Genomic DNA, 24,280 nt, shown 5'->3' with positions numbered 1-24,280 from the left:
TACCCCCTACCAACAACGCCAAACCCTACCAACGGCGCTGAACCGCACCCGCAGCACCAAACCCTACCCACGGCGCTGAACCGCACCCGCAGCACCAAACCCTACCCGCAGCCACAAAACCTCCCCAGCCTCACCCCTTCCCGCAATACGGGCCCGGTCTCCCCGCCACCCCATGCGACCATAGACAGGTGACCACTCACCTCGTTCTCGCGTCTCCGCACGCTTTGCTGCCATCACTCCCTCCGCCACCCTGGCCGTCGACGCCAAGGCCAAGGCCCTCAAGGCCGCCGGCCGCCCCGTCATCGGCTTTGGCGCAGGTGCCGACTTCGCAACCCCCGCCCACATTGTCGAGGCCGCCGTGGCCGCCGCCAAAGACCCCGCCATGCACCGCTACACGCCAGCCTCAGGCCTGCCAGTGCTGCGCGACGCCATCGCCGCTAAGACCCTGCGCGACTCAGGCTACGAGATCGACCCCGCCCAGGTGCTCGTCACCAACGGCGGCAAGCAGGCCGTCTTCCAAGCCTTCGCCGCCCTCATCGACCCGGGCGACGAGGTCCTCCTGCCCACCCCCTACTGGACCACCTACCCCGAGGCCATCGCCCTGGCTGGCGGCGTCACCGTGCCCGTCTTCGCAGGTGCGGACGCCGACTACAAGGTGACCGTTGAGCAGCTGGAGGAAGCGCGCACCGACCGCACCAAGATCCTCCTGCACTGCTCGCCCTCCAACCCCACCGGCGCGGTCTACACGCCCGACGAGGTCATCGCCATCGGCCAGTGGGCCCTTGAGCACGGCATTTGGGTGATCACCGACGAAATCTACGAGCACCTGCTTTACGAGGACGCCGCCCCCGCCCACATCGTGCGCCTCGTCCCTGAGCTCGCCGACCAGACCATCGTCCTCAACGGCGTGGCCAAGACCTACGCCATGACCGGCTGGCGCGTGGGGTGGATGATCGGCCCGGGTGACATCATCAAGGCCGCCACCTCCTTCCAATCCCACCTGACCTCCAACGTCTCCAACGTCGCGCAAAAGGCCGCCCTCGCGGCGCTCACCTCGCCGATGGATGCCGTTGTTGAGATGCGCACTGCCTTCGACCGCCGCCGCCGCACCATGATTGACATGCTGCGTCAGATTGACGGCTTCGAGGTGCCCGTCCCCAAGGGCGCGTTCTACGCCTACCCCTCCGTCGAGGCCGTCCTCGGCCGTGAGATCCGCAGAAAGGTGCCTACCACCTCCGCGGAGCTCGCCGACCTGATCCTCGACGAGGTTGAGGTTGCTGTCGTGCCCGGCGAGGCTTTCGGCCCCTCCGGCTTCCTGCGCCTGTCCTATGCCCTCTCCGACGAGGACCTCATTGAGGGCGTGGGCCGCATCCAGGAGCTGCTCGCCTGAGGTTGCTCAACCTGAGCACACACGCTGAAACGCTGGGTCCCTTGCCCGCCGCATCATCACTGCGGTCGGCAGGGGACCCAACGTTTTGTCATAGGTAGAATAAGTTCATGGAGATCCGCTGGCGCCTCGCAGACACTGACAGCCCCCTGGGCACAGTCCTTATTTCTCATGGCTACGCCGAACATTCCGGCCGCTTCATGCACCTGGCTGACGCCCTCGTTGACGCGGGCTACGACACCTGCTTCTACGACCACGCCGGACACGGCACCTCCCCCGGCAAGCGCGCCTGCGTGGACGTCGGCAAACTCATCCTCGACCACGTCGAACACCGCCGCGACGCCCTCGTCAATGCGCGCACACCCGAGCTCTTCCTCTTCGGTCACTCCATGGGTGGCCTCATCACCGCGGCCTCCAGCCTGCTTGACCCCACGCAGCTGCGCGGCGTGGTCCTCACCGGCCCGGCCTTCTACCCCCTGCCGCACATGCCCCTCGCCGCCGCGAAAGCCCTGCTGCCTGCTGCGCGCATGGCCCCCGCAGCCCCTGCAGCACCCCGACGAGAGGGCCTCCTCTCACGCGACCCGGCTGTCGAGGAAGCCTTCGACGCCGACCCCCTCACCTACAAGGGCTCTGTACCACTCCTGACCGGCGCGACCATGACCGTCCAGGGCTACCAAACCCTCAATAACGCCGCCATGGCGCGCATACCCATGCTCATCATGCACGGCAGTGACGACCAGCTCACCGACCCCGCCGGCTCCGAACTCTTCGTCACCCGCGCCTGCGACGCCCACCCCAGCCTCGACATTCACCTGAGGATCATTGACGGTGCCCGTCACGAGGTCCTCAACGAGCCCGAAGGCCCCATGCTCATGCGCGACATCGTCCTGTGGCTAGGTGAGCACTGACAGTGACCCACACGCCTGCATCCCCCCAACGCCGCACCCCCGACCACTGGCCAGCCTCCGCGCGCTTCACCCGCCGCCACGAGGCCCCCGCCCCGCGAGTCCCCCTGCTCACCCTCCCGCCCACACCCGAGGCCGCCGCGACCTGCGCGCCCTGCCCAAGGCGCACCTGCACCTGCACTTCACCGGCGCGATGCGCCCGCAGACCCTGGTGGAAATGGCCATCGAGCAGGGCGTTCGCCTGCCTCCGCATCTGCTTGACCTGGACCGTTGACCGTCCCTGCCGACGCGCGCGGCTGGTTCCGCTTCCAACGCTCCTACGACTCGGCGCGCGCCCTCGTCCGCTCTGAAGCCACTATGCGTCGCATCGTCCGCGAGGCCGCCGAGGACGAAGCCCTGGAGGGGTCAGTCCGCCTGGAAATGCAGGTCGACCCCACCTCCTACGCGCCCTGGGTTGGGGGCATCACCCCCGCCCTCGAAATCGTGCTCGACGAGGCCAAAGCCGCCTCCCGCGATACCGGCGTCGACGTGGCGATCGTCGTCGCCGCCTCCCGCATCCGCCACCCCCTCGACGCCCGCACCCTGGCGCGCCTGGCCGCACGCTACGCCGGGAGCGGCGCTGGCGAGGTCGTCGGCTTTGGCCTCTCCAATGATGAGCGCATGGGGGAAACCTCCGCATTCTCGGCGGCCTTCCGTATTGCCCGCCAGGCGGGCTTGGCTTCCCTGCCCCACGGCGGGGAGCTGCTGGGCCCGCACTCCGTCCGCGAGGTCGTCGCCGCCCTCGCGCCCCGTCGCTTGGGGCATGGCGTGCGCACCACCGAAGACCCCGACCTGCTGCGGCGCCTGGTTGACGAGGGCGTGGCCTTCGAGGTCTGCCCCACGTCGAATGTGCAGCTTGGGGTGTATCACGACCTGGGGCATGTGCCGCTTAATCTGCTGATTGATGCCGGGGCGGAGATTGCCCTGGGTGCGGATGACCCGTTGCTCTTCCACTCGCGCCTGCTCGCCCAGTATGCGGCAGCCCGCGACGTGCATGGGCTGAGCGACGCTTCCCTGGCCGGTCTGGCGCACTCGTCGATTAGCGCTTCCCTAGCTGAGGAATCATCAAAGGCACGCTGGCACGCTCAGATTGATGCGTGGCTGGAGACAGAGCCCACTGTGTAGGTGGCCGTGAGGGTGCCCGGAGCTACCAGGTGACCCCCACCGTGACAGGCTCAGGCACCAGATCCACGCCGAAGGCCTCGCGCACCCCATCGCGCACCCGATGAGCAAGCGCCAACACGTCCCTCGACGACGCCCCACCACGGTTCGTCAACGCCAACACGTGCCGCGTCGACAAGGACGCCGGCGCCCCCTCCTCTACAGCAAAGCCCTTCGGGAAGCCAGCGTGAGCAATCAGCCACGCGGCCGAGGTCTTCACCCAACCATCCCCCGCAGGGAAACGCGGTGCACCCTCCGGAAGAGCGGCAGCGGCCTCGTCAGACAGAATCGGATTCGTGAAGAACGAACCCGCACTCCACGTGTCATGATCTGCCGAATCAAGCACCATCCCCTTGCCCCGACGCAAAGCCAACACAGCCTCACGAACCTTCGCGGCAGGAGCGACCTCGCCCACCTCAACGCCTAAATGACAGGCAAGTTCACCGTAGAGCACCGGCGCCGACATCTCCGAGCGCGGCAAGGCGAAGGTCGCGCTCAACACCACCCAACGGCCGGTGGGTCCATACACGCGGCCCGACGGCTGCGGCGTCGTCAGCGATTCCTTCAGCACCGAATGACGGTAGGAAAGCTGCAAATCCTCACGACTGAGCGTCACAACCCGACGAGCGTCACGATCCCAGGCGCGCACCTCTTTAAGCGTCGCGCTGACATCCTGACCATAAGCGCCAATGTTCTGCACCGGCGAGGCACCCACCGTACCTGGAATCCCCGAAAGAGCCTCCAGTCCAGAAAAGCCTTCCTCCACCGTCCAGGCCACCAACACATCCCAGGTGGTCCCCGCAGTAGCGCGCACGCACACCGTCGGCCCATCCTCAACGACCGTGATCTCACACCGGCCATCCTGAATAACCAGGCCCTCAAAACGCTTATCACAGGCCAAAATGTTCGAACCGCCACCGATCACAAGCAGCGGAGTACCATCGGCGTCAGCCTCGCGGACCTCGGCGATCATCTCCTCTTCCGAGGTGGCGCGCACAAAACGATCAATCGGACCGCCCACACGGAAGGTCGTCAAGTCCGCAAGGGTGTAACCCTGAAGTGCCGTCATCGGTATCGCTCTTTCTACATCTACTGGGCCCGCAATGCCGCACCTACGGGAGGCGGATGCGCGCGGGAATCATTACGACCGTATCACTAAACGAGGCTCACTCAGTTGAGCTGTCAGCGCGTCGGGCGAGCTAGTGGGTGGGCGGGTGGAAGGAGGGCGGTCAGGCAGCTGGGTGGGTGGGTGGAAGGAGGAGGTCAGGCAGCTGGGTGGGCGGTGGAAGGAGGAGGTCAGGCAGCTGGGTGGGTGGGTGCGCCTAAGGGATGGCCCTACCGGACTAGGGTTGGGCGAGGTGCGGGCGGGTGAGTGGGCCGGGAGCCTAAGGGGTGGCGGGCTAAGGAGTGGCCGAGGTGCGGGCGGGTAAGAAAAATCCCCGGGGAGTGAACTCCTCGGGGTATTTCTTAAGACTGCAATCAGCGGGTCTCGCGGTGTGCCGTGGACTGACGGCAGCGCGGGCAGTACTTCTGCAGTTCCAGACGATCCGGCGTGTTACGACGGTTCTTCTTGGTGATGTAGTTACGCTCCTTGCACGCTGAGCAGGCCAGCGTGATCTTCGGGCGAACGTCCTGGGACTTGCTTGCCACGGTGGTCCCTCACTTGTGCTTAGGTGGTCGATGCGCGACCTTGTTTTAGAGACGCTTGGTAGCGGGGGCGGGGCTCGACCCCGCGACCTCACGATTATGAGTCGTGCGCTCTGACCAGCTGAGCTACCCCGCCGCAGCGGCGCGGCTCGTGCCGCGACCAGAGCCCCGAAAGGGAATCGAACCCTTGACCTTCTCCTTACCATGGAGATGCTCTGCCGACTGAGCTATCGGGGCAACGTCGAGAACCTTACATCACTTTCGATCTGCTTTGCAAATCGGTTTGAGCGAGAAGAAACTCACGTCATTTTGATCCCAGATTGTCATCCAAGATCAGTGGCGGGAGAGGGATTCGAACCCCCGAAGCATTCCGCGTCTGATTTACAGTCAGATCCCTTTGGCCACTCGGGAATCCCGCCATGCCGCCGTTTCGGCGACGACATGAAACAATAGCAGGGTCTACACGCCAAACGCCAATCAGATTTGACGTGCACTGCAACACACCGCCAGAAAGGGCTGAAAAATGGCCGATTCTTCATTTGATATCGTCTCCAAGCTTGACCGCCAAGAGGTCGACAACGCAGTCAACCAGGCTGCTAAGGAGGTCGCCCAGCGCTACGACTTCCGAAATGTCGACGCTGCAATCCGCCTCTCCGGCGATTCCATCGAGATGGAAGCCAACTCCCCAGAACGAGTCATGGCCATCCTCGATGTGCTCGAAACCAAGCTCATCCGCCGCGGCGTCTCCCTCAAGGCCCTCGACCTAGAAGGCCGCGAGCCGAAGGCATCGGGCAAGATCTACAAGCTGGTCGCACCCCTACGCGAGGGCCTCAGCCAAGAGGTTGCGAAGAAGATCACAAAGCTTATCCGCGATGAGGGCCCCAAGGGCGTTAAGGCTCAGATTCAGGGCGATGAGGTGCGCGTCTCCTCTAAGTCTCGCGATGACCTACAGGCTGTTATCGCTCTGCTCAAGGGCGAAGCTGGTGCCAATATCGACGCCGCCCTGCAGTTCGTCAACTACCGCTGAGGCCACCCAGAAGGTCCGCACCTCTGTGGAGGGGCAGTGCCATAGGCACGCCTCGTCACTACCGGTACGTTTCGGCGCCTTAGGTACGGCATATGCCATCTACCTAAGGCGCCGAACCATACCAACAGCGATGAGCTGAGCATCAGCCACTCGCGCAACACCAGCCAGATCCAGACATCAGCGCGTCTCGATGTCATCAATACGTCACCACCATCACCGCCACCGGTACGTTTCAGCGCCACCGGTACGTTTCAGCGCCACTGGTACGGCGTATACCTCGTACCAATGACGCCAGGACGTACCATTCACGCTCATTCATGCCCTTCAGCACTTGGCGACGAGCCAGCAATGCCGGTCGCAGGACGCTCAAGTGCGCAATAACCACTTTTGCGGAGGCCGCATAGCGAAGATACCCGCCGCAACCTGACGCAAGTGCGTGTAAAGAGCGATGGGGTCCACGAAAATCTGTTGCGCTGGAACATGAATCACGTTCCAGCCCTGAGCACTCAGCAGGTTGCTTCGCTGCATGAGCGCATCAAGATTCCGACCAATCTCCTTCCTTTCTGCTCCCAGCTTGGTGAACCCCTCAATCTCGACAAGGACCTTCTGATCGGGGAAGCAGAAATCGGCAACAAACAACGAACCATCAGCCAGAATCTCAACTTGCGTCTTCCATGGATGCGCGTTGAAAGCGTGAAGAAACCAGGCAAAATAAGCCTCAGCTATCGATTCGCAGGCAGGATCACACATGGAGAGCAACTCCAGCGCTCTCCTTTTGCTCTTCACCGACTCAGCCTCGTCAATCGTTCGTTCCACAAGCGCCCGGAAGGACGAGGCACGAGACTCAGAATCTTGCCTCTGCCAACGACTGTAACCCGTTACCGATCGCAGCAACATGGACACCTCGGCAACCGCCACAGCCGGAGGGCTAAAAATCAAAATGTCTCGTGCCGTCTCACGAAGAGTCGTCACTGGCAGACCGCCTATGGTTTCAAACTCATCACCGACAGCCTCGCCGCTATGAACGACGACACGACCGGGAGGGGACAGAGTCTGCCTCCCCATTCGGACGGCTGGATACTCTGAGGCAGATCGTCCTTGTTGTCTTTGTCGGCGCTCATGAATCCCCCCAGGACGCCTGAGAACCGGAAGCCCACGAAGAAGCAGCGCTGATTGATGCGTAAAAGCTTCAATATGACGATGCGTTGGATAGTGGGCGATATGACGTGCAATTGCAATCCGCCGATGGACCATCCACTCCGATGCTTCACCTTCCAGGCACTGGCGATCCAGGTAGAAACCACTTCGAATCTGCAGGTAACGCCCGGATCTCACCTCCCTGCGCAGACGCGGGTAACTCGAGTGATCCGTGACCAACATTTGCGCACTGATCTCACGAATGTCCTTTTCAGCACTCAGAATCAAGTCCCTATCGCCGTACATGACAGCGTCACTAGACTGCACATTCCCTAATGACTGCATCGATCCTCCCTTTCCTTCGCACAGCTCCTTCCCTTTAGCTTGCCCGCGTTTATTGCTGTGCCCTAGTGACAAATTGGGACCTGTGGATAACGCATTTTTAGGTCAGGGCCTGTGGATAACAGCCTTTCCTAGCCCGGACCTATGGGGAAGAAGCTCACCAGACACTCTGCCCACACGAAGAAATACACAGTTTGCATCCAATTGCCCTAGGAAAGACCGGCGCCCATGTTGAAGCGTGACTCTGCAGAGACAGGCTGGTCCGGCACCTGGGGGACGGATCAGCGCCATCGGTACGGATCAGCACCATCGGTACGGATCAGCACCATGGGTAGGTGGTATACCACGCACCAAAAGCGCCCAAAGCTATCAACAGCGACCAGATGCACCGATGGAGCTCTGTAACGACAAGGCAGTGCAGCTGCGAAATGACACACCCTTGGGGAGGAAACAGCACCCAGGGCACAGGCTGGCACCTAGGGGACGGATCAGCACCTGGGGGACGGATCAGCGCCATAGGTAGGTGGTGTACCACGCACCAAAAGCGCCCAAAGCTACCAACAGCAACCAGATGCACCGATGGAGCTCTGTAACGACAAGGCAGTGCAACTACGAAATGACACACCCTTGGGGAGGAAACAGCACCCAGGGCACAGGCTGGCACCTAGGGGACGGATCAGCGCCATCGGTACGGCACAGCGCTAACGGTACGGCACAGCGCCATAGGTAGGTGGTATACCACGCACCAAAAGCACCCAAAGCTACCAACAGCGACCAGATGCACCGATGGGGTTCTGCAGGCATCAGCATAAGAAAAGGACTGCACATATGGCAGGGATACAACAACGCTTAGCGTGCACAGTTCCCTGCATCCACTAAGCGTTGTTGTATCCGCGATGTAACGTTATCTCCGCCAGAGGCTCAGTAGCCCGCCATCTTCTCTAGGCGAGCAATGCGGTCATCCATGGGCGGGTGCGTTGCAAAAAGGTTACGCAGCCCCGCGCTGCGGAACGGATTGGCAATCATCATCGCCGCGACATTCTGATGGGCAGGTGTTGGAGCCAGCGGCACATGATCCGTACCGGCTTCCAACTTCCTCAAAGCAGAAGCCAAGGCCAAGGGATCCTGAGTGAGGGCGGCGCCGTCCTCGTCGGCGTCATATTCGCGGGTGCGAGAAATCGAGAACTGGATGAGCATCGCCGCAATGGGCGCCAAAAAGGCCATCAGCAGCATGACCAAAGGATTCACCGAGTTCTCATCACGGCGACCTCCACCGAAAAACATCAACCCCTGCGCCACTGAGGTAATCAAACCAGCAATCGCAGCAGCAACCGAAGAGGTGAGAATGTCACGGTTATAGACGTGCATCAGCTCATGGCCCAGAACGCCACGCAACTCACGCTCGTTGAGAAGCTGCAAAATACCCTCCGTGCAGCACACGGCAGCATTTTGCGGATTACGACCAGTGGCAAACGCATTGGGCGTTTGCGTCGGAGCAATCCAGATAGTCGGAGCGGGCTGACCAGCGCGAGCGGACAGCTCATTGACAATCCTGTGGAGTGCGGGCGCCTCAGCCTCGGACACCTGATAGGCATTCATTGAGCGCAAGGCCAAGGTCGCAGAGTTCCAATAGGAATAGAAGGTCGTCCCCAAACCAATAAGAGCAAAACCAAAAAGGAAAATTGGACGCCCAGTTGATTGGGCGATAATTCCACCAATTGCTAAGAGAATCAGCCACAGACCGCCAAAGAGGAAGGCAGTCTTGAGGCCATTGTGATGACCGTGTCCCATCATCATCCTTTCAGTAATGCCTCCACCGTAGCCGGGATCGCCCCTTAGAGCATCTTGAGACCGCGATTGAAACCCCGAACGAGGAAAAGGCCGCAGCAGCAACACCCACAGCCAGAGGTAGGCCCCAGAGCCTTCGGTATACCCCAGCGCCAGTGGGATACCTCCTGCCAGTGGTGGGTCCCAGCACTAATGGTAGGGATGAGAGTCCTCAAGGCAGTGCTTGAGCACTACAAGCTGAGTCCCAGCACTAATGGTAGGGATGAGCGCCATCGGTACATGGCATACCCCAGGCCAACAGCGCTGAGCCGTACCAACAGCGCTCATACATACCCACAGGCGCTAAAACACCCCGCCTGGCACCCACAAATCCCGAGCAGCTGAAGAAACAAGAACCCCAGACAGCCTGAACAGCTCCGCCATCCAACACCCGGCATCCCAACCAGAGGTATGCCCCAGAGCCTTCGGTATACCCCAGCGCCAGAGGCATACCTCCTGCCAGAGGTGGGTCCCAGCACTAATGGTAGGAATGAGAGTCCTCAAGGCAGTGCTTGAGCACTACAAGCTGAGTCCCAGCACTAATGGTAGGAATGAGAGTCCTCAAGGCAGTGCTTGAGCACTACAAGCTGAGTCCCAGCACTAATGGCTAGGGATGAGAGTCCTCAAGGCAGTGCTTGAGCAGTACAAGCTGAGTCCCAGCACTAATGGTAGGGATGAGCGCCATCGGTACATGGCATACCCCAGACCAACAGCGCTGAGCCGTAGCAACAGCGCTGAGCCGTACCAACAGCGCTCATACATACCCACAGGCGCTAAAACACCCCGCCTGGCACCCACAAATCCCGAGCAGCTGAAGAAACAAGAACCCCAGACAGCCTGAACAGCTCCGCCATCCAACACCCGGCATCCCAACCAGAGGCCATCCAACACCAGGCCCAAACAGCGTCACACCCAGGCAGCCTCAGGCCCAGGCAGCCTAGCGCCTGGACATCACACTCGACTCACTCACTGATGACGAGTGGAACCAGGACCGGTGTAGTGATCGCCGAAGCGCTCCACAGCCCCCGGCACGCCCATTTCGCCGGGCTCACCGATGAGGTCCGCAGTCACCTCTTCACCGCGAGAGATCGCAGTCATGGCCTCACGGGAGACGACCTTGATGCGCTCACGGGTGCCGCGATCCCCAGGCAGTTCGCCGTACTCGGCGCCCAGAGCCTGCTCATAAGCATCAAGCAGCTCCCAGCCCTGCCAGGTCGTGTAGGCCACGCCGCGCTCCTCCAACAAAGCCACCATCGCCTCGTGGCCAACATCGCTGGTGGTCGCAGCCAGGCGGCCCGCCTGCGCGTCCTCCACCAGGTGCGCAATCGTCTGCTGCGCGTCAGACTTCGTCGAGCCAATGAGGCCCACAGGCCCGCGCTTCACCCAACCGGTGGCGTAGACGCCATTGAGGGTCTGCTCTGAACCCACCTCAGCGACGACGCGGCCCTCAATATTGGGGATCACACCACGCACAGTATCGAAGGGGATACCGTCAATGGGCGAGGAGTAGTAACCGACGGCTCGGTACACGGCCTGCACGGGCCAGGTGGTGATGACGCCGGTGCCACGCACATTGCCATCCCCTGTCAGCTCGGTGCGTTCAGTGCGCAGAGCCTTCACGTGGCCGTCCTCATCAGGCACGATTTCGACGGGCGATTCAAAGAGGTGGATGTGGATGCGGCGCGACGCGGTGCGCTCCTCAGGATCAATGGAGGCGTAGTTAGTGAGGGTCTTGACGACCTGGCGCTGCTGGTTGGAGCTGCGCAGTGCCTCCTGCGAGCCCTCATCAAAGTCGAAGTCTTCCTCGCTGACGATAATGTCAACATCGGGTACGTGGCCCAGTTCGCGCAGTTCCAGGGGGGTGAACTTCACCTGCGCGGGGCCGCGGCGGCCAAAGACATGCACGTCGGTGACGGGGTTTTCTGCCAGGCCCGCAGCAACGTTCTCAGGGATTTCGGTGGTCATCATGTCGGGCAGGTGCTTGGCGAGGACGCGCGCGACGTCCAAGGCCACGTTGCCCACGCCGATGACCGCGATTTCCTTGGCATTGAGGGGCCATTGACGAGGGTAGTCGGGGTTGCCGTCGTACCAGGACACGAAGTCGGCTGCGCCGTAGGATTCGGGCAGGTCAATGCCGGGGATCGGCAGGGGCGCGTCGCGGTCGGCGCCGGTGGCGAAGATGACGGCGTCGTAGTGGGCCTGCAGGTCTTCGACGGTGACGTCGCGGCCGACCTCGACATTGCCCAGAAGGCGGATGTCGCCGCGCTGGAGGATCTTGTACAGGGCGACGATGATCTGCTTAATGCGGGGGTGGTCGGGGGCGACACCGTAGCGGACGAGGCCGTAGGGGGCGGGGAGGCGCTCGAAGAGGTCGATATTGACGTCCAGGCCCGACTTGGACAGGATGTCGGATGCGTAAATACCAGCCGGACCTGCGCCGATGACGGCCACGTTCAGAGTGCTCACGTCGGCACTCCCCTTTCTTCGCACGGGCGAATGAGTCGTTCCGCTAAGCTGCGGGGATTTTTGCATAACAATACTTCGGTAATTCTAGCGCCGCTATCCCCCGCTGTTGCAGTCCCACCGTCATGGTGTGAGCCACCCCCGCCCTAACATCACAACGCCCAAAGCCACCCTCACCGCGCCCACAACCACCCGAGGCCCCACCCCACCCGAGCGGCAGAGCACACAAAAGGATTGCGGAAGGCGGCAGCCCGCGCCGGACTGCTCACCTTCCGCAATCTCACTGGTGTTTTAGCGGCGGCGCCTCAGCAGGGCGATCATTCCTCCGCCCACTACTATCAGGCCAGCCGCGAGCGCTCCGATGATTTCCACACCGCCCAGGCCGGTGCGGGCGATCGGCGGCTTCGGACCGGGTTTCTCAGGCGTGTAGCTATTGACGATCTCAATCTGGACGTTGGCGGCGACCTCGTTGATCGTGACCGTCGTGGGTTGAGGAGCAGTCAGCGTGTATCCGCGAAGCGATGCGCTCTGGGCGCGTTCTTGCAGGAAGCAGCTGGTTCCATAGGGCAGGTTACTGATGGTCACTGCCTCGCCATTACCCTTCAGCACGAGGCTACCCTTCACGGGGTCCTCGACGCCGCTGCAGCTGTAGTCGACGATGAAGGAGTGGTTGGTGAAGGCCGCGTCGGCGGCCCCTTTGACGACCTTCTTCACCGCCAGCTCACCGCGCTTGAGGGTGTAGGTATTATCGGCGAGGACCTCGACTGTCACATTATCGGCGACGGTGAAGGTGGCGACGCCCTCGTCGTAGGTTGTGCCGCCGACACGAAGGAGGCTACTCAGCGTCGTCCCATTGACGAGGCTGGGCCGCTCGCGCACTTCACACTGGCCCACCGGGACGTTGGAGACGGTTGTTGCGCGTCCGGGCACGACGGTTGCCTCGCCCTTGATGATCTTGCCGGAGTCGGCGGTGCAGGTGTAGTCGAAGGTAAAGGAGGTGGGGGCAAGGCCTGCGCCATCGCCGCTGAGCACCTTCTCAATGCTGAAGCCTCCGACGAGGGCGCGGTAGGCGTTGGTGATTTCTACCGTGTTTGCCCCGCTCTTCTCGATGCGCAGCGCGGAGGCGGGCACGATATTGGTCTGCACCTCGTATCCTGCGCGTTTCTTGGTGTCTTCGCTTTCGGAGACCACACAGTCTGTGCCGACAGGCAGGTCGTCGCGGACGAGGACGGCAGTCCCATTGCCGGGCACCTTCACGGTGCCGGTGATGGTATCGGCGCGGGGGACTCGACACTCGTAGGCGACGGTGAAGCTGTCAGCCTCAAAGTTTCCGTCCCCGGTGACGCGTTTGCGGATGCTGAAGGCGGCGCGTTCGCGGGTGAAGGTGTTGGTGGCGGCGACCTCGACGGTGGCGCCCTTCGTGGTGAGGTCGAAGGTCAGCGGCGTGTTGGGGGTGCCCGCTGCCTTCCCGTCCAGGATCCAATTCAGGGCGTGGCTGACATTCTCGACCGTGATGGGCTCTTCACTGAGGGTGCAGCGGCCCAGCGGTAGGTTGGTGACGCGGGCGGGCGCGGCGGAGGCGACCTTCAGGGTGCCCGTGACGGGGGCGAGGCCCTCAGCGAGGGGATCGCAGCTGTAGGTGAAGGAGTAGTCGGCGGGGGCGAGCACCACGCCATCCCCCGCCACGCTCTTGCTTAGGGTGAAGTGTGCGCGTTCCAGCTCGTAGTCATTGACGAAGGTGAGGGCCAGGGGTGCTGTCCCTGCGGCAATGGTGACCTTCTGTTCAGCGGGCGCATGCAGGCGATAGCCGGGGAGGCTCGGAGCCTTCGCGGCGTCTTCCGTGACCGTGCATTCTGTGCCGACGGGCAGTTCAGGGCTGGTCCATACCTGGCCGAGTTTGACTTCCGCCGTGGCGGTGGCTCCTCCGCAGGTGTAGGTGAAGGGGAAGGCGGTGTCAGCCAGGCGTGTGCGCAGGTCTGCGGGGGTGGTGGGGCTCAGGGTCTTGGTGATGCTGAAGCGTCCGAGCATCCGTTGGTAGAGGTTGGTGAAGGAGGCGAGATTATCCTTGCCTGCCTCCAGGGTGAGGGTCTGGGCCGAGGGGACGGTGAAGGTGTAGTCCTTGAGGTGATCGGAGGCCGGCCCCACTTCAGAGATGGTGCATTGGGTGCCGGGGGCGAAGGTTGTGCCGACGGCGACGACCTCGTTGGTGGGGGGCACTTCGAGGGTGCCGCTCACGGTGCCGCATTCGTAGCGGAAGGTGTACTTTTGGTCGCCTAAGACAGCTGCGTCGACACCCTGGACTGTCTTGCGGATGGCGAAGGTCGCCTGCTTGTCGACGGGGTTGGTGACGGCGATCTCGGTGACGTTTTGGTTGAGGATCTCGAAGGTGGGGCTGGTGCCTTCAGCGGTGTCGGTGCCGACCGTGTAGGTGGGCGTGCCCCAGGCGAGCAGGGTCTTCCCGACTTCAGTGGGCAGCTGCTGGGCGTCCTCGGTGACGGTGATGCGCGTGCCGATGGGGAAGTTCAGGGGGAAGGGCACTGCCTTTCCTGTTTCTTCGACGATGAATTCGGCGGGGTTTTCTGTTGGTGCTGTCCAGTTGGGGTAGTCCTGCGGGGTTTTTCCGTCGGGGAGGGTCCAGTTGACGAGGAAGCGGTAGCGTTGGGTGGCGGCAACGGTGTCGCTTCCCGATCCGCGCAGGGACTTGAGGATGGAGAATCCGCCAAAACCTTGTTCCATCTGCACGGTGACGTTGAGGGATTCGCGCACGGACCCCTCTTTTGTGATGTCGCGCGGGTAGTCGGCCAAGGTGACGCTATTGGAGAAGCGCTGTCCGACTTGCGCGTTTCCTTCGCCTGCGGTCAGTCGGCTCTGGTAGACGATGCGGTAGTTGGCTTCGCCGTTGAGGAAGGTTCCAAAGGGGCCGGTGAGTGTGACGCTGAATTGTTTGGGGTTGTTCGCGTTGGGTGTCACTTCGAGGGTGAAGCCGTCCTCACTGATGCCCTGATTGTTCGCGACGACGCGTGAGGGAATTGTTGGGTCGTCCTTGCGGCGGTAGAGGTCGAGGCGCACGGTGCAGGTGTCAAGGCAGGGTTCGTGTCCTTCGCCGACGATGTCGGTGAAGACGAGGCGGTTGATGGGCTTTGCGCCAGGCCATTGTTTGGCGAGGACGGAGGGGTTGAACCAGATGGACCAGGACACTAGTTTGTCGCCGGGAAGGATGGCGTGGTAGCCCTTGTCGAAGCTTGCTTCCCAGTATCTGGGTGCCGGGGGATCAGTGATCTGTTGGTTACCTGGCAGGGGGACGGATTGGGTTTCTCCGTTGACGGTGATGGTGGTATCGGTGGTATCGGTGTTTTCAACGGCGAGCAGTTCGGCTCTGCCTCGGCCGCGGATGTTGACGTAGCCGCGGATGTTGTCGTTGAGGACGCAGACGATGCGTTGAGTTTCGAGGCGACATTCGCCTGCTTTGATGTTGCTGGCGGTGAGGAGTACGCGGGTGCCTGAGGTCTGACGGTTTCGGAATGACGAGGGAAGGCTGATGGTGAAGGCGTCTCCGGGGCGCGGGTCGGCCTTGGTGGCGTCCCAGGTGAAGTTCATGCCGACGATATCCCAGCGGCGGATCTGGCCTGGGATGGGCTGCTGTTCGCTATCGGTTCTGGACAGTTGCGTGATTCGGACGGCGATCTTTGGGTTGATCTTGTCGACGTCAGTGTCCGCGTGAACTTCGGTGGCCGACAGGAGGGGGAGAAGGACGAGGGTGAGGATCACGATCATCAGTACCCGAACACGTCGACCGATGAACATTGCTCTGGCATTCATTGCATACTCCATCGTCTACTGCATTGACGGAATTCCCACTTTGTATCGGAGTGAAACAGTAGGAAATGCTGCACAGAATGTCATATATAGAAGGCACATTCAAGGGGAATTATTTATTGACTTGAATAAACCACCTAATTCCCTATCCAAATACCCATAATCTTACCGAATGGACAGCATCAATCTTCAGCATTCAATATACTATTGAAGTGACTAATGGACCCCTATCCCGAAGAGCCGCCAAATCTTGCGAAAAAGTACTCCCCCACTCGATACAATCGCCGTCGATCCCGGTCTTTCAGCGCTAACACCCTCACGCATCTTGACGTTCGGTCAAAATTTCGGGCAACAAAAAGTCCGCATACTGAAAAGTAATTCTCAGTATGCGGACATTCTGTAGGGGGTATCTACCGTCGGATCAGAGCCTCAGACACGGCCAAGCCGCCACAATTAGACCATCCGATCAACCATCAGATGCGCGAAAGATACGAGCGCCGTCTTCGCCTCAGTCTCAGGCAAGGATTGACACTCAGCAATTGCCTCCGCCGCCCAGTCACGAGCCATCTGACGGGTCTCTTCGACCACGTCATGCTCACGCAAGGCCGCGACGACCTCGGCCAAGGCTTCGTCAGAGGACAAATCGTCAGCCAACATCCCAAGGATGCGAGCGCCAGCCTCGTCAATCGTCCCCTCCGCCTGGCGGCGACGCAGCAACAACACCGGCAGGGTATCGACCCCCTCACGCAAATCCGTGCCCGGAGTCTTGCCTGAGGTCACCACCTCGGAAGCAAAATCCAACACGTCATCAGCGATCTGGAAAGCCACACCGATCTTCTCACCAAAACGGGCAACCGTGGCAGCGATCTCCTCACCCGCACCACCATGGAAGGCACCAAAGTGAGCGGCAGAGGACAACAACGACCCCGTCTTATCAGCCAACACCTGGATATAGAAATCCACCGGATCAGCACCCTCAGTCACCCCGAAGGTCTCATTGAGCTGGCCAATACACAAACGCTCAAAAGTATGCGCGTGGTAAGCCACCGACTCTGGCCCCAGGGAAGCCACCAGGACCGAGGCACGCGCAAAGAGCACATCCCCAGCCAAGATCGCCCGGTTATTTCCCCACTGATGCTGAGCCGAAGGCACACCACGACGGGTAGGAGCCGAATCCATAACGTCATCGTGGTACAGGGACGCCAAGTGCGTCAGCTCAATCGCAGTCGCAGCATTAAGCACCTTCTCACCCAAAGCAAGCTGAGGGCTCCCAAACTGCGCGCAGGTCAGCGTCAGCAGCGGGCGAATACGCTTACCACCGGCGACCGCCAAATGCGAGGTGAGTTCATCAATAAGATCCCTCGAACCAGAAACAGCCCGGTGAAGAGATTCTTCGACGGCCTCGAGGCCCGGCAGAATGCGGGCCTCGAGGTCAGGGACGTGAAGATCGGGTGTGGAGACGTTCACGGGAGAAGCACGACCACCTGATTGAGTAGGGACAGAACCGGAGCCGGGAAGAGGCCCAGAACGATCGTACCCAATGCGGCGACAATAATCGCGACGGTGCTCAAACCTTCAGAACGAACAACCACGACCTCACCCGTGGGCTCCTCAAAGAAGAGCACACGCACCACGCGGAAGTAGAAGAACGCGGTGACGGCCGAGCAGGCAAGCGCCAGGGCCACAAGGTACCCCAATCCACCAGCGAAAGCATCCGCAAAGACCACGAACTTCCCAATGAAACCAGCGGTCAACGGGATACCCGCAAAGGACAGGAGGAACACGAGGAAAGCGCCCGCCACCACAGGGTTGGTACGACCAAGGCCTGACCAGCGAGTGAAATCCGTGACCTCAGCGCCGACAGTGCCCTCGCCATCCTGACGGCGCACAAGAGCAACCACGCCAAAAGCGCCAACTGTTGCCAGACCGTAGGACAGCAGGTAGAACAGGGTGTTGCCTGCCGAACCCGGCGCCAGTGAGAACACACCCAGCAGGATAAAGCCAGCGTGCGCAATCGAGGAGTAGGCGAGCATGCGCTTAATGTCAGTCTGCACAAGGCCCGCGAAGGTACCCACCAGCATCGTCAGAGCAACAATGGCGAAAAGCACCCCGAGCAGTTCCCACTGCAGTGCAGCAGCCACCACGTGGTAGAAGCGCAACATCGCAGCGAAAGCCGCAACCTTGACCGCAGCAGCCATGAAGCCAGTGACCGGCGTGGGAGCGCCCGTGTACACGTCAGGGGTCCACGCGTGGAAGGGAGCAGCGCCCACCTTGAACAGCAGACCCACCATCACCATGAAAACACCGATGTAGAGCAGCCAGTTCATGCCGCTCATGTGCGGCAGCGCGGTCCCGATCTGAGAGATGGTCAGCGAACCGGAGAAGCCATACAGCAGGGCCGAACCCATGAGCATGAATCCCGAGGCGAAGGCGCCCAACAGGAAGTACTTCAGAGCAGCTTCCTGGGAGAGCTGGCGGCGGCGGCGCGCAGTCGCAGCCATGATGTACAGCGGCAGGGACATCACTTCCAGGGCCACGAACAGGGCGATGAAGGAGTTCGCTGCGGGGAAGACCATCATGCCACCCAGAGAGAACAGCACGAGAGAGAAAATCTCAGTGCGCTGATAGTTCTTCGAGTCGGTCAGCTCTTCCTCATGAGAACCAGGGCGATCCGAGGGCTGGCCAGCAAAGGCGCCGTCACCAATCTCCGTGCGGTCCGCGATGACGAGGACCGCGAAGAAACCCAGGACGGCCAGGATGAACTGCGAGGCGACGGTCAGCGGATCGTCGAGGTACTCACCCAAAGATTTCGGTGCAGCGAGAACGGGAATCCACCGCAGGGCGAGGACGGTTGCCGCAGCGAGGGTCGAGACCAGAGCGATCCCAATACCCATGGCGCGGCGCAGGCGCACCGGGGCGAGAGCCTCGGCCAGGACAGCGACGACAGCGCCACCCAGGACGATGATGACAGGAAGCAGCGAGAGCCACTCAATGGTGGGTGCTACAAAACCGTCAACGGGAAGGTTATTCACTTCGCGCTCCCTTCGGTGGCGACGAGGGAGGCAGCCACCAAACCGGTGGCGGCCTCATCAGCGATCGGGGTCAGCGAGGAAACCAGCGGTGCTGCCCACACGCCAAGGATGACCATGGCGGCAACGAGGGGAGCAACGACAACCTTCTCACGACCATTGAGATCTTCGAGCTTCGCGCTCTTACCTGCCGGGCGGCCGGTGAAGACACGCTGGTAGGGCAGCAGCACGTACACGGCGGCAACCACAACACCCAGAACCGCAAACACAGCCAGGCCAGCAGAGACCGACCACGTGCCCATGAGCACCAGGTATTCGGGCACGAAGCCCGACAGGCCAGGCAGAGCGATGGAGGCCATGCCCGACACCAGCCACAGGCCGGCCAGGATCGGCGTCACGCGCTGCATACCGACGTAGTCACGCATGTCGCGGCTACCGCCACGTTCAGCGAGGAAGCCCGAAATGAGGAACATCGCAGCGATCGACACGCCGTGAGCGACCATGTACACCATGGCGCCGGTCATAGCGATCGAGGAACCCACGAAGACGCCCAACACCATGAAACCGAAGTGAGACACGGAGGTGTAGGACACCAGTCGCATAATGTCGTTCTGGCCGATGGCGGCAAAGCCACCCCACAGGATCGACACCACAGCGAGGACGCACAGCACCAGCGCGGCCTGAGCCGAAGCAACAGGGAAGAGGCGCAGGACCAGGGCGATCATCCCGAAGGTGCCGATCTTGTCGAGCACACCCACCAGCAGCACTGAGGTGCCTGGGCGGGCCACGGCGGCAGTGTCAGGTAGCCAGGTGTGGACGGGCACCATCGGGGCTTTGATAGCGAAAGCAATCATGAAGCTGACGAACACGCCCATCTGCAGGCCTGCAGGCAGGTTGCCTGAGAGGCCGGAAAGGGTGTCCAAGCGGAAGAAGGTGGCGGAGTGCTCCGGGATTGCTGCCCAGAGAGCAACCATGCCACCGAGCATAGCCAGTCCGCCAGCCAGGGAGAAGAGGAGGAACTTCATCGCAGCGCGACGACGAGCCTCAATATCACCCACGCCGTAGCGACCGATCATCAGGTACAGCGGGATGAGCATCGCTTCAAAAGCGAAGTAGAAGAGGACCACGTCGAAGGCGGCGAAGATGAGGACCATGAAGGTTTCCAGGACCAGGATCAGCGCCAGGTAGCCGCGGGGATCCTCGTCCTCGTCCCTCCACGCAGCACCGATAACGATCGGCACCAGCGCCACTGCCAGCAGGACCATCACCAGGCCCAGGGCGTTGACGCCCAGAGCCCAGGAGACGCCCATAGGGGGAATCCACGAGTAGGACTCGACCATCTGGTAGTCACCCGACTTCGACCAATCGAAGGCGGTGACCGCAGCGAAGACGGCGAGGATCAGTTCGAGGATTGACACGCCCACAGCGAGGACGCGCGCCTGGGGACGCAGCCCCGGGATAGCCAGGACCAGCGCACCCAGCAGCGGCAGCACCACGAGGATGCTCAGCCACGGGGTGGTGGCGGGGATGAGAGTGTTGATTTCCATGAGTTCTCCTCCCACGCTCACAGTTGGAAACCGATGATGACGGCCAGGGACAGCAGGACGCCACCCAGGATGTAGGACGCGTAGGTGCGGGCATTACCGGTTTGCGTGATGCTCACCAGGCGGCCCAGGCCCTTCGCGGATGCGGCCACTCCATCGACCACGCCGTCCACCGCTCGCTTGTCGCCGCCGGAGGCCATTGCCACGAGGGCGGTGCCGGGGGTGACCACGAGGGTTTCGTTGATGGTGTCTTGGAAGAGGTCGTTACGAGCAGCGTGCACGAGGGCATTGCCTGCGGGCACTGCGGTGGCGACCTCGCCCTTGCCGTACTTCATCCACGCCAGAGCCGCGCCCAGCGCGACGAGGATCAGCGAGGCGGCCATAATGACCGGGATCGGCAGGACGGGGTGCCCGTGCTCGGCGGCGCCAATCGAGGGCGTCAACCACACGGAGAAGAAGTCTCCGATGGAGAGCAGGCCACCAATGAAGACTGCGCCAACAGCCAGGATGATCATGGGGATGGTCATCAGCGGGCCGGACTCGTGGGGGTGGACGGGCGCGCCTTCAGCTTCAGTGGTCCAACGGGCGGTGCCGTGGAAGGTCATGAAGAACAGGCGCGACATGTAGAAGGCCGTCAAGCCCGCACCGAAGAGGGCGATACCGCCAAAGACCCAGCCAGCCCAGGGGGCGGGGGTGCCAGCGAAGGTATCCATGGAGAAGGCGGCCTCGATGATCTTGTCCTTGGACCAGAATCCCGAGAAGGGCGGCACACCCAGGATGGCGAGCCAACCCATCATGAAGGTCAGCCAGGTGACCTTCATGGCGGTGCGCAGTGCGCCGAAGCGACGCATATTCACCTGGTCACCCATGCCGTGCATGACCGAGCCAGCACCGAGGAACATGAGGGCCTTAAAGAAGCCGTGGGTGAAGAGGTGGAAGATGGCGAATGCCCAGCCGATGGGGCCAAGGCCAGCGCCCAGCATCATGTAGCCGATCTGGCTCATGGTGGAGGCGGCCAGGACCTTCTTCATATCGTCCTTGGCGGCACCGACGATCGCGCCGAAGAGCAGCGTAATCGCACCAATAATTGCCACGATGGTGGCGGCCACGGGGGCAGCCTGGTAGACGGCGCCGGAACGTACCACGAGGTACACGCCGGCGGTGACCATGGTGGCGGCGTGGATGAGGGCCGACACGGGGGTCGGGCCCGCCATTGCATCCCCCAGCCATGCCTGGAGCGGGAACTGTGCGGACTTACCGCAGGCACCCACCAGAAGGAAGATGCCGATCATGGTGGCCTGGGCGACGGGGATTTCAGCGACGCCGTGGGCAACGGCTTCCATGTTGACGGTCTTGAAGTTCGCGACCATTGCCATCATGGCCAGCAGCAGGCCCATGTCACCCACGCGGTTCATGACGAAGGCCTTCTTCGCGGCCTTGGCGTAGTCAGGGACGTAGTTCCAGAAGCCGATGAGCAGGTAGGAGGCCAGGCCCACGCCTTCCCAACCGATGAAGAGCACCGCGTAGGAATCACCCAGAACGAGGGTGAGCATCGCAGCGATGAAGAGGTTGAGGTAGGCGAAGAATCGGCGGCGGTCCTTGTCGTGTTCCATGTAGGCCACGGCGTAGACGTGGATGAGGGAGCCGACGAGGGTGACCAGCATGACGAAGGTCATCGACAGGGGGTCGACCATGAGGCCGAAGTCGACGGAGAACTCTCCGGCGGGGATCCAGCTAAACAGCGTGGACGCAAAGCGGCGGCCTTCAGGGGCGGTGCCCAGCATCTGAACCAGGATGGCCACACCCACGAAGAAGGAGGACCAGGAGGCCAGGACGCCCAGCCAATGGCCCCACTTGTCGGTGTGACGGCCAGCCAGCAGCAGGAAGAACGCGCTGGCCAGGGGGATTGCGATCATCAGCCACGCGAAGGAGGCTGCGCCGGTGGCGGCGACGGGCTCAGCGATCGCGCCGTGCCCTTCCATGCCAGCCAGAGCGGGGAGGAATGCGTTGTTCATTGATTGACCTCCCTCAGTTCTTGAGCAGGTTGACGTCGTCAACGCTCGTGGTGGCGCGCGACTTGAAGATGGACACGATGATGGCCAGACCCACCACAACTTCAGCGGCGGCGACGATCATGACGAAGAAGGCCATGATTTCGCCGGCGACCTCGCCGTGAATACGGGCGAAGGTCACGAAGGCCAGGTTTGCCGAGTTGAGCATGAGCTCCACACCCATCAGGGAGATCACCGCAGAGCGGCGGACCATCACAATGACGGCCCCCAGGGTGAAGAGGATGGCGGCAAGCAGCAGGTAGTATGCGAGGCTCACTTCTCTGCCCCCTCAGTGGTAGTAGCGGTTGCCTCGGCCTCCTCCGACGAGGCTGCCGCAGCGGGCACCTCGGGAGCAAGAGGCTGGTTGAGGCCGGTGGGGGCTGCAGGGCCGGGCATACCCCAAGCGCCAGAACGCTCGGCGGTGCCAGCGGCGCCAGGGCCGAAGGGAGACTGCGAGGAGTCGCCGGTGCGGGCCAGCAGCAGGGATTGAGCGACCTCGGGTTCGACCATGCCGACACTGCGCTCCAGGCCGCGCACGCGAAGTACGCGGGGCACGGACTCTTCAACCGGGCCGAGGGTTTCACCCGACAGGGCCGGCACGTCCACAGCGGTGCTGGTGGCGTACACGCCGGGCGAAGGCAGCTGGCCGATGTGACGCCCCTTAGCCTTGAAGGCACGCATCTTCGCTTCAGCGGTGCTGCGCTGGTCAACCTTGGGGCCGAGCTCATCGGTGTGGGTCAGCAGCATGGCACCAATCGCGGCGGTAATGAGCAGCGCGGCAGCCAACTGCATGGAGAACCAGTGCTTGGAGAAGAGCTCCGCAGCGAGGATGGTGATCGGCGTATTCGAGAAGGGATCCACGGCGGGTGCGGGTGCGGCCACCACGTTGGCCTGAGCAATCGCGCCGCCAAGGATGATGACCAGTCCCAGGCCAGCCAGGATCGAGGAGATCACGCGAGCGCGGCCCTGGCGGGTGTACTCATCGGAGGCACCCAGGCCGATCATCATGATGACGAAGAGGAAGAGCATCATGATGGCGCCGGTGTAGACGATCACCTGCACGGTGCCCAGGAAGGGAGCGTCCATGGTGACGTAGAGGACAGCCAGGCCCAGCATGACGCCGACCATGCAGATCGCTGCGTAGGCGGCCTTCTTAAACAGGAGGATGCCGAAAGCGCACGCAATCATGAATACGGCGACGCCAGCGAAGAGCACTGCTTCTCCGGTGGAGGCCATTGCAGGCCAGTTTCCAAAGAGGTTCACTTCAGTGCCTCCTGCAGGTAGTCAACGACCGTGACGGTCGCAAGGCTCTCGTCCTCGGGGCGGTGTTCACGCACCCAGTCAACCTGAGCTTGGGTGGCTCCCACAACCGCACCGCGGTAGTAGTCACCGTCAGACAGGCCTTCAACCATCGGGTGCGGGGGCTGGAGCATGCCCTCGGACAGGGGAACGAGAATCTCGTCCTTTTCGAAGATCTCCGACTCGCGATCGAACTTCGCAATCTCAAAGTCGTGACCCATCGTCAGTGCGCGCGTCGGGCAGGCCTCAATGCAGAAGCCGCAGAAGATGCAACGCAGGTAGTTGATCTGGTAGACCGCGCCGAAACGCTCACCGGGGCTGTACTGAGCCTCGGGAGTATTCGAGGCAGCCTCAACGAAGATCGCGTCAGCGGGACACGCCCAGGCGCAAAGCTCGCAACCAATGCACTTTTCCAGGCCGTCCGCGTAGCGGTTGAGCTGGTGGCGTCCGTGGAAACGAGGTTGGAGCACTGCGGGCTCAAAGGGGTAGCACTCGGTGGCGGTGGGCTGGAAGAACTGCGTGATCGTCACACCGTAGCCAGCCAGCGGCGCAAAGAATCGGGCAATCGGCCCCATGGGGTCGTGCTCGTAGAGCATTTCCTTGTCG

At 62.0% G+C, this 24,280-nt stretch carries 16 protein-coding genes, 3 tRNA genes and 1 pseudogene; 4 read left to right on the top strand and 16 right to left on the bottom strand.

The genetic code is table 11. From position 1 onward, the window contains the following. Positions 1-232 precede the first annotated feature (232 nt). The 3 genes and pseudogenes from HWX48_RS03180 to HWX48_RS03170 all read left to right on the top strand — a co-directional run bounded on the left by HWX48_RS03180 (position 233) and on the right by HWX48_RS03170 (position 3,456). Positions 233-1,390, top strand: a complete 1,158-nt coding sequence (locus HWX48_RS03180) for a pyridoxal phosphate-dependent aminotransferase (protein WP_175955022.1) — start codon at positions 233-235, stop codon at positions 1,388-1,390. A gap of 107 nt (positions 1,391-1,497) precedes the next feature. Next, complete coding sequence (locus HWX48_RS03175) at positions 1,498-2,295, top strand: alpha/beta hydrolase (RefSeq protein WP_175954594.1); 798 nt, start codon at positions 1,498-1,500, stop codon at positions 2,293-2,295. A gap of 104 nt (positions 2,296-2,399) precedes the next feature. Further along, positions 2,400-3,456: pseudogene (locus HWX48_RS03170) on the top strand (adenosine deaminase). A gap of 22 nt (positions 3,457-3,478) precedes the next feature. Here the strand turns inward: HWX48_RS03170 and HWX48_RS03165 are convergent. The 5 genes from HWX48_RS03165 to HWX48_RS03145 all read right to left on the bottom strand — a co-directional run bounded on the left by HWX48_RS03165 (position 3,479) and on the right by HWX48_RS03145 (position 5,558). Beyond that, positions 3,479-4,561, bottom strand: coding sequence for a UDP-N-acetylmuramate dehydrogenase (locus HWX48_RS03165; protein ID WP_175954592.1), 1,083 nt, complete (start codon positions 4,559-4,561; stop codon positions 3,479-3,481). Positions 4,562-4,971: 410 nt separating this feature from the next. After that, positions 4,972-5,142, bottom strand: a complete 171-nt coding sequence (rpmG, locus tag HWX48_RS03160) for a 50S ribosomal protein L33 (protein ID WP_175954590.1) — start codon at positions 5,140-5,142, stop codon at positions 4,972-4,974. A 56-nt stretch (positions 5,143-5,198) separates the two neighbouring features. Next, positions 5,199-5,275, bottom strand: a tRNA-Met gene (locus tag HWX48_RS03155). Between the two features lie 28 nt (positions 5,276-5,303). Next, a tRNA-Thr gene (locus HWX48_RS03150) sits at positions 5,304-5,376 on the bottom strand. A 100-nt stretch (positions 5,377-5,476) separates the two neighbouring features. Further along, positions 5,477-5,558: transfer RNA gene (locus HWX48_RS03145), tRNA-Tyr, on the bottom strand. Between the two features lie 104 nt (positions 5,559-5,662). Here HWX48_RS03145 and HWX48_RS03140 point away from each other — a divergent pair. After that, positions 5,663-6,166, top strand: a complete 504-nt coding sequence (locus tag HWX48_RS03140) for a YajQ family cyclic di-GMP-binding protein (RefSeq protein ID WP_175954588.1) — start codon at positions 5,663-5,665, stop codon at positions 6,164-6,166. Positions 6,167-6,532: 366 nt separating this feature from the next. On the opposite strand, the gene HWX48_RS03135 is transcribed toward HWX48_RS03140, so the two are convergent. The 11 genes from HWX48_RS03135 to nuoI all read right to left on the bottom strand — a co-directional run bounded on the left by HWX48_RS03135 (position 6,533) and on the right by nuoI (position 24,270). Then, positions 6,533-7,138 (bottom strand): hypothetical protein, encoded by a 606-nt coding sequence (locus HWX48_RS03135; protein WP_217701577.1) that lies wholly within the window; start codon positions 7,136-7,138, stop codon positions 6,533-6,535. A gap of 1,428 nt (positions 7,139-8,566) precedes the next feature. Continuing rightward, positions 8,567-9,439 (bottom strand): zinc metalloprotease HtpX, encoded by an 873-nt coding sequence (htpX, locus tag HWX48_RS03130; protein ID WP_175954585.1) that lies wholly within the window; start codon positions 9,437-9,439, stop codon positions 8,567-8,569. Between the two features lie 999 nt (positions 9,440-10,438). Beyond that, the gene (locus tag HWX48_RS03125) at positions 10,439-11,938 is read right to left on the bottom strand and encodes an FAD-dependent oxidoreductase (protein WP_175954583.1); all 1,500 of its coding nucleotides are present in this window, start codon (positions 11,936-11,938) and stop codon (positions 10,439-10,441) included. A gap of 288 nt (positions 11,939-12,226) precedes the next feature. Then, on the bottom strand, positions 12,227-15,754 hold the full coding sequence (locus HWX48_RS03120; RefSeq protein WP_175954581.1) for a DUF5979 domain-containing protein: 3,528 nt from the start codon (positions 15,752-15,754) through the stop codon (positions 12,227-12,229). 450 nt (positions 15,755-16,204) lie between these two features. Further along, positions 16,205-17,218 (bottom strand): polyprenyl synthetase family protein, encoded by a 1,014-nt coding sequence (locus tag HWX48_RS03115; protein WP_175954579.1) that lies wholly within the window; start codon positions 17,216-17,218, stop codon positions 16,205-16,207. Further along, a complete protein-coding gene (gene nuoN, locus HWX48_RS03110) occupies positions 17,215-18,783 on the bottom strand; it encodes an NADH-quinone oxidoreductase subunit NuoN (RefSeq protein WP_175954578.1) in 1,569 nt (522 codons plus the stop codon). Before nuoN ends, HWX48_RS03115 begins: the two co-directional genes overlap by 4 nt. After that, a complete protein-coding gene (locus HWX48_RS03105; protein ID WP_175954576.1) occupies positions 18,780-20,327 on the bottom strand; it encodes a NuoM family protein in 1,548 nt (515 codons plus the stop codon). The genes nuoN and HWX48_RS03105 overlap by 4 nt, the downstream gene beginning before the upstream one ends. 17 nt (positions 20,328-20,344) lie before the next feature. Beyond that, a complete protein-coding gene (gene nuoL / locus HWX48_RS03100) occupies positions 20,345-22,306 on the bottom strand; it encodes an NADH-quinone oxidoreductase subunit L (RefSeq protein ID WP_175955021.1) in 1,962 nt (653 codons plus the stop codon). Positions 22,307-22,352: 46 nt separating this feature from the next. Then, positions 22,353-22,652, bottom strand: a complete 300-nt coding sequence (nuoK, locus tag HWX48_RS03095) for an NADH-quinone oxidoreductase subunit NuoK (RefSeq protein WP_175954574.1) — start codon at positions 22,650-22,652, stop codon at positions 22,353-22,355. Beyond that, a complete protein-coding gene (locus HWX48_RS03090; protein WP_175954572.1) occupies positions 22,649-23,638 on the bottom strand; it encodes an NADH-quinone oxidoreductase subunit J in 990 nt (329 codons plus the stop codon). Before HWX48_RS03090 ends, nuoK begins: the two co-directional genes overlap by 4 nt. After that, the gene (gene nuoI / locus HWX48_RS03085) at positions 23,635-24,270 is read right to left on the bottom strand and encodes an NADH-quinone oxidoreductase subunit NuoI (protein ID WP_175955019.1); all 636 of its coding nucleotides are present in this window, start codon (positions 24,268-24,270) and stop codon (positions 23,635-23,637) included. The genes HWX48_RS03090 and nuoI overlap by 4 nt, the downstream gene beginning before the upstream one ends. Between the last annotated feature and the right edge of the window lie 10 nt (positions 24,271-24,280).

The sequence above is a fragment of the Schaalia sp. Marseille-Q2122 genome (assembly GCF_903645355.1).
GTDB lineage: Bacteria > Actinomycetota > Actinomycetes > Actinomycetales > Actinomycetaceae > Pauljensenia.
The sequence above is the reverse complement of the archived record's forward strand: the minus strand, read 5'-3'. Positions and strand labels throughout refer to the sequence as shown.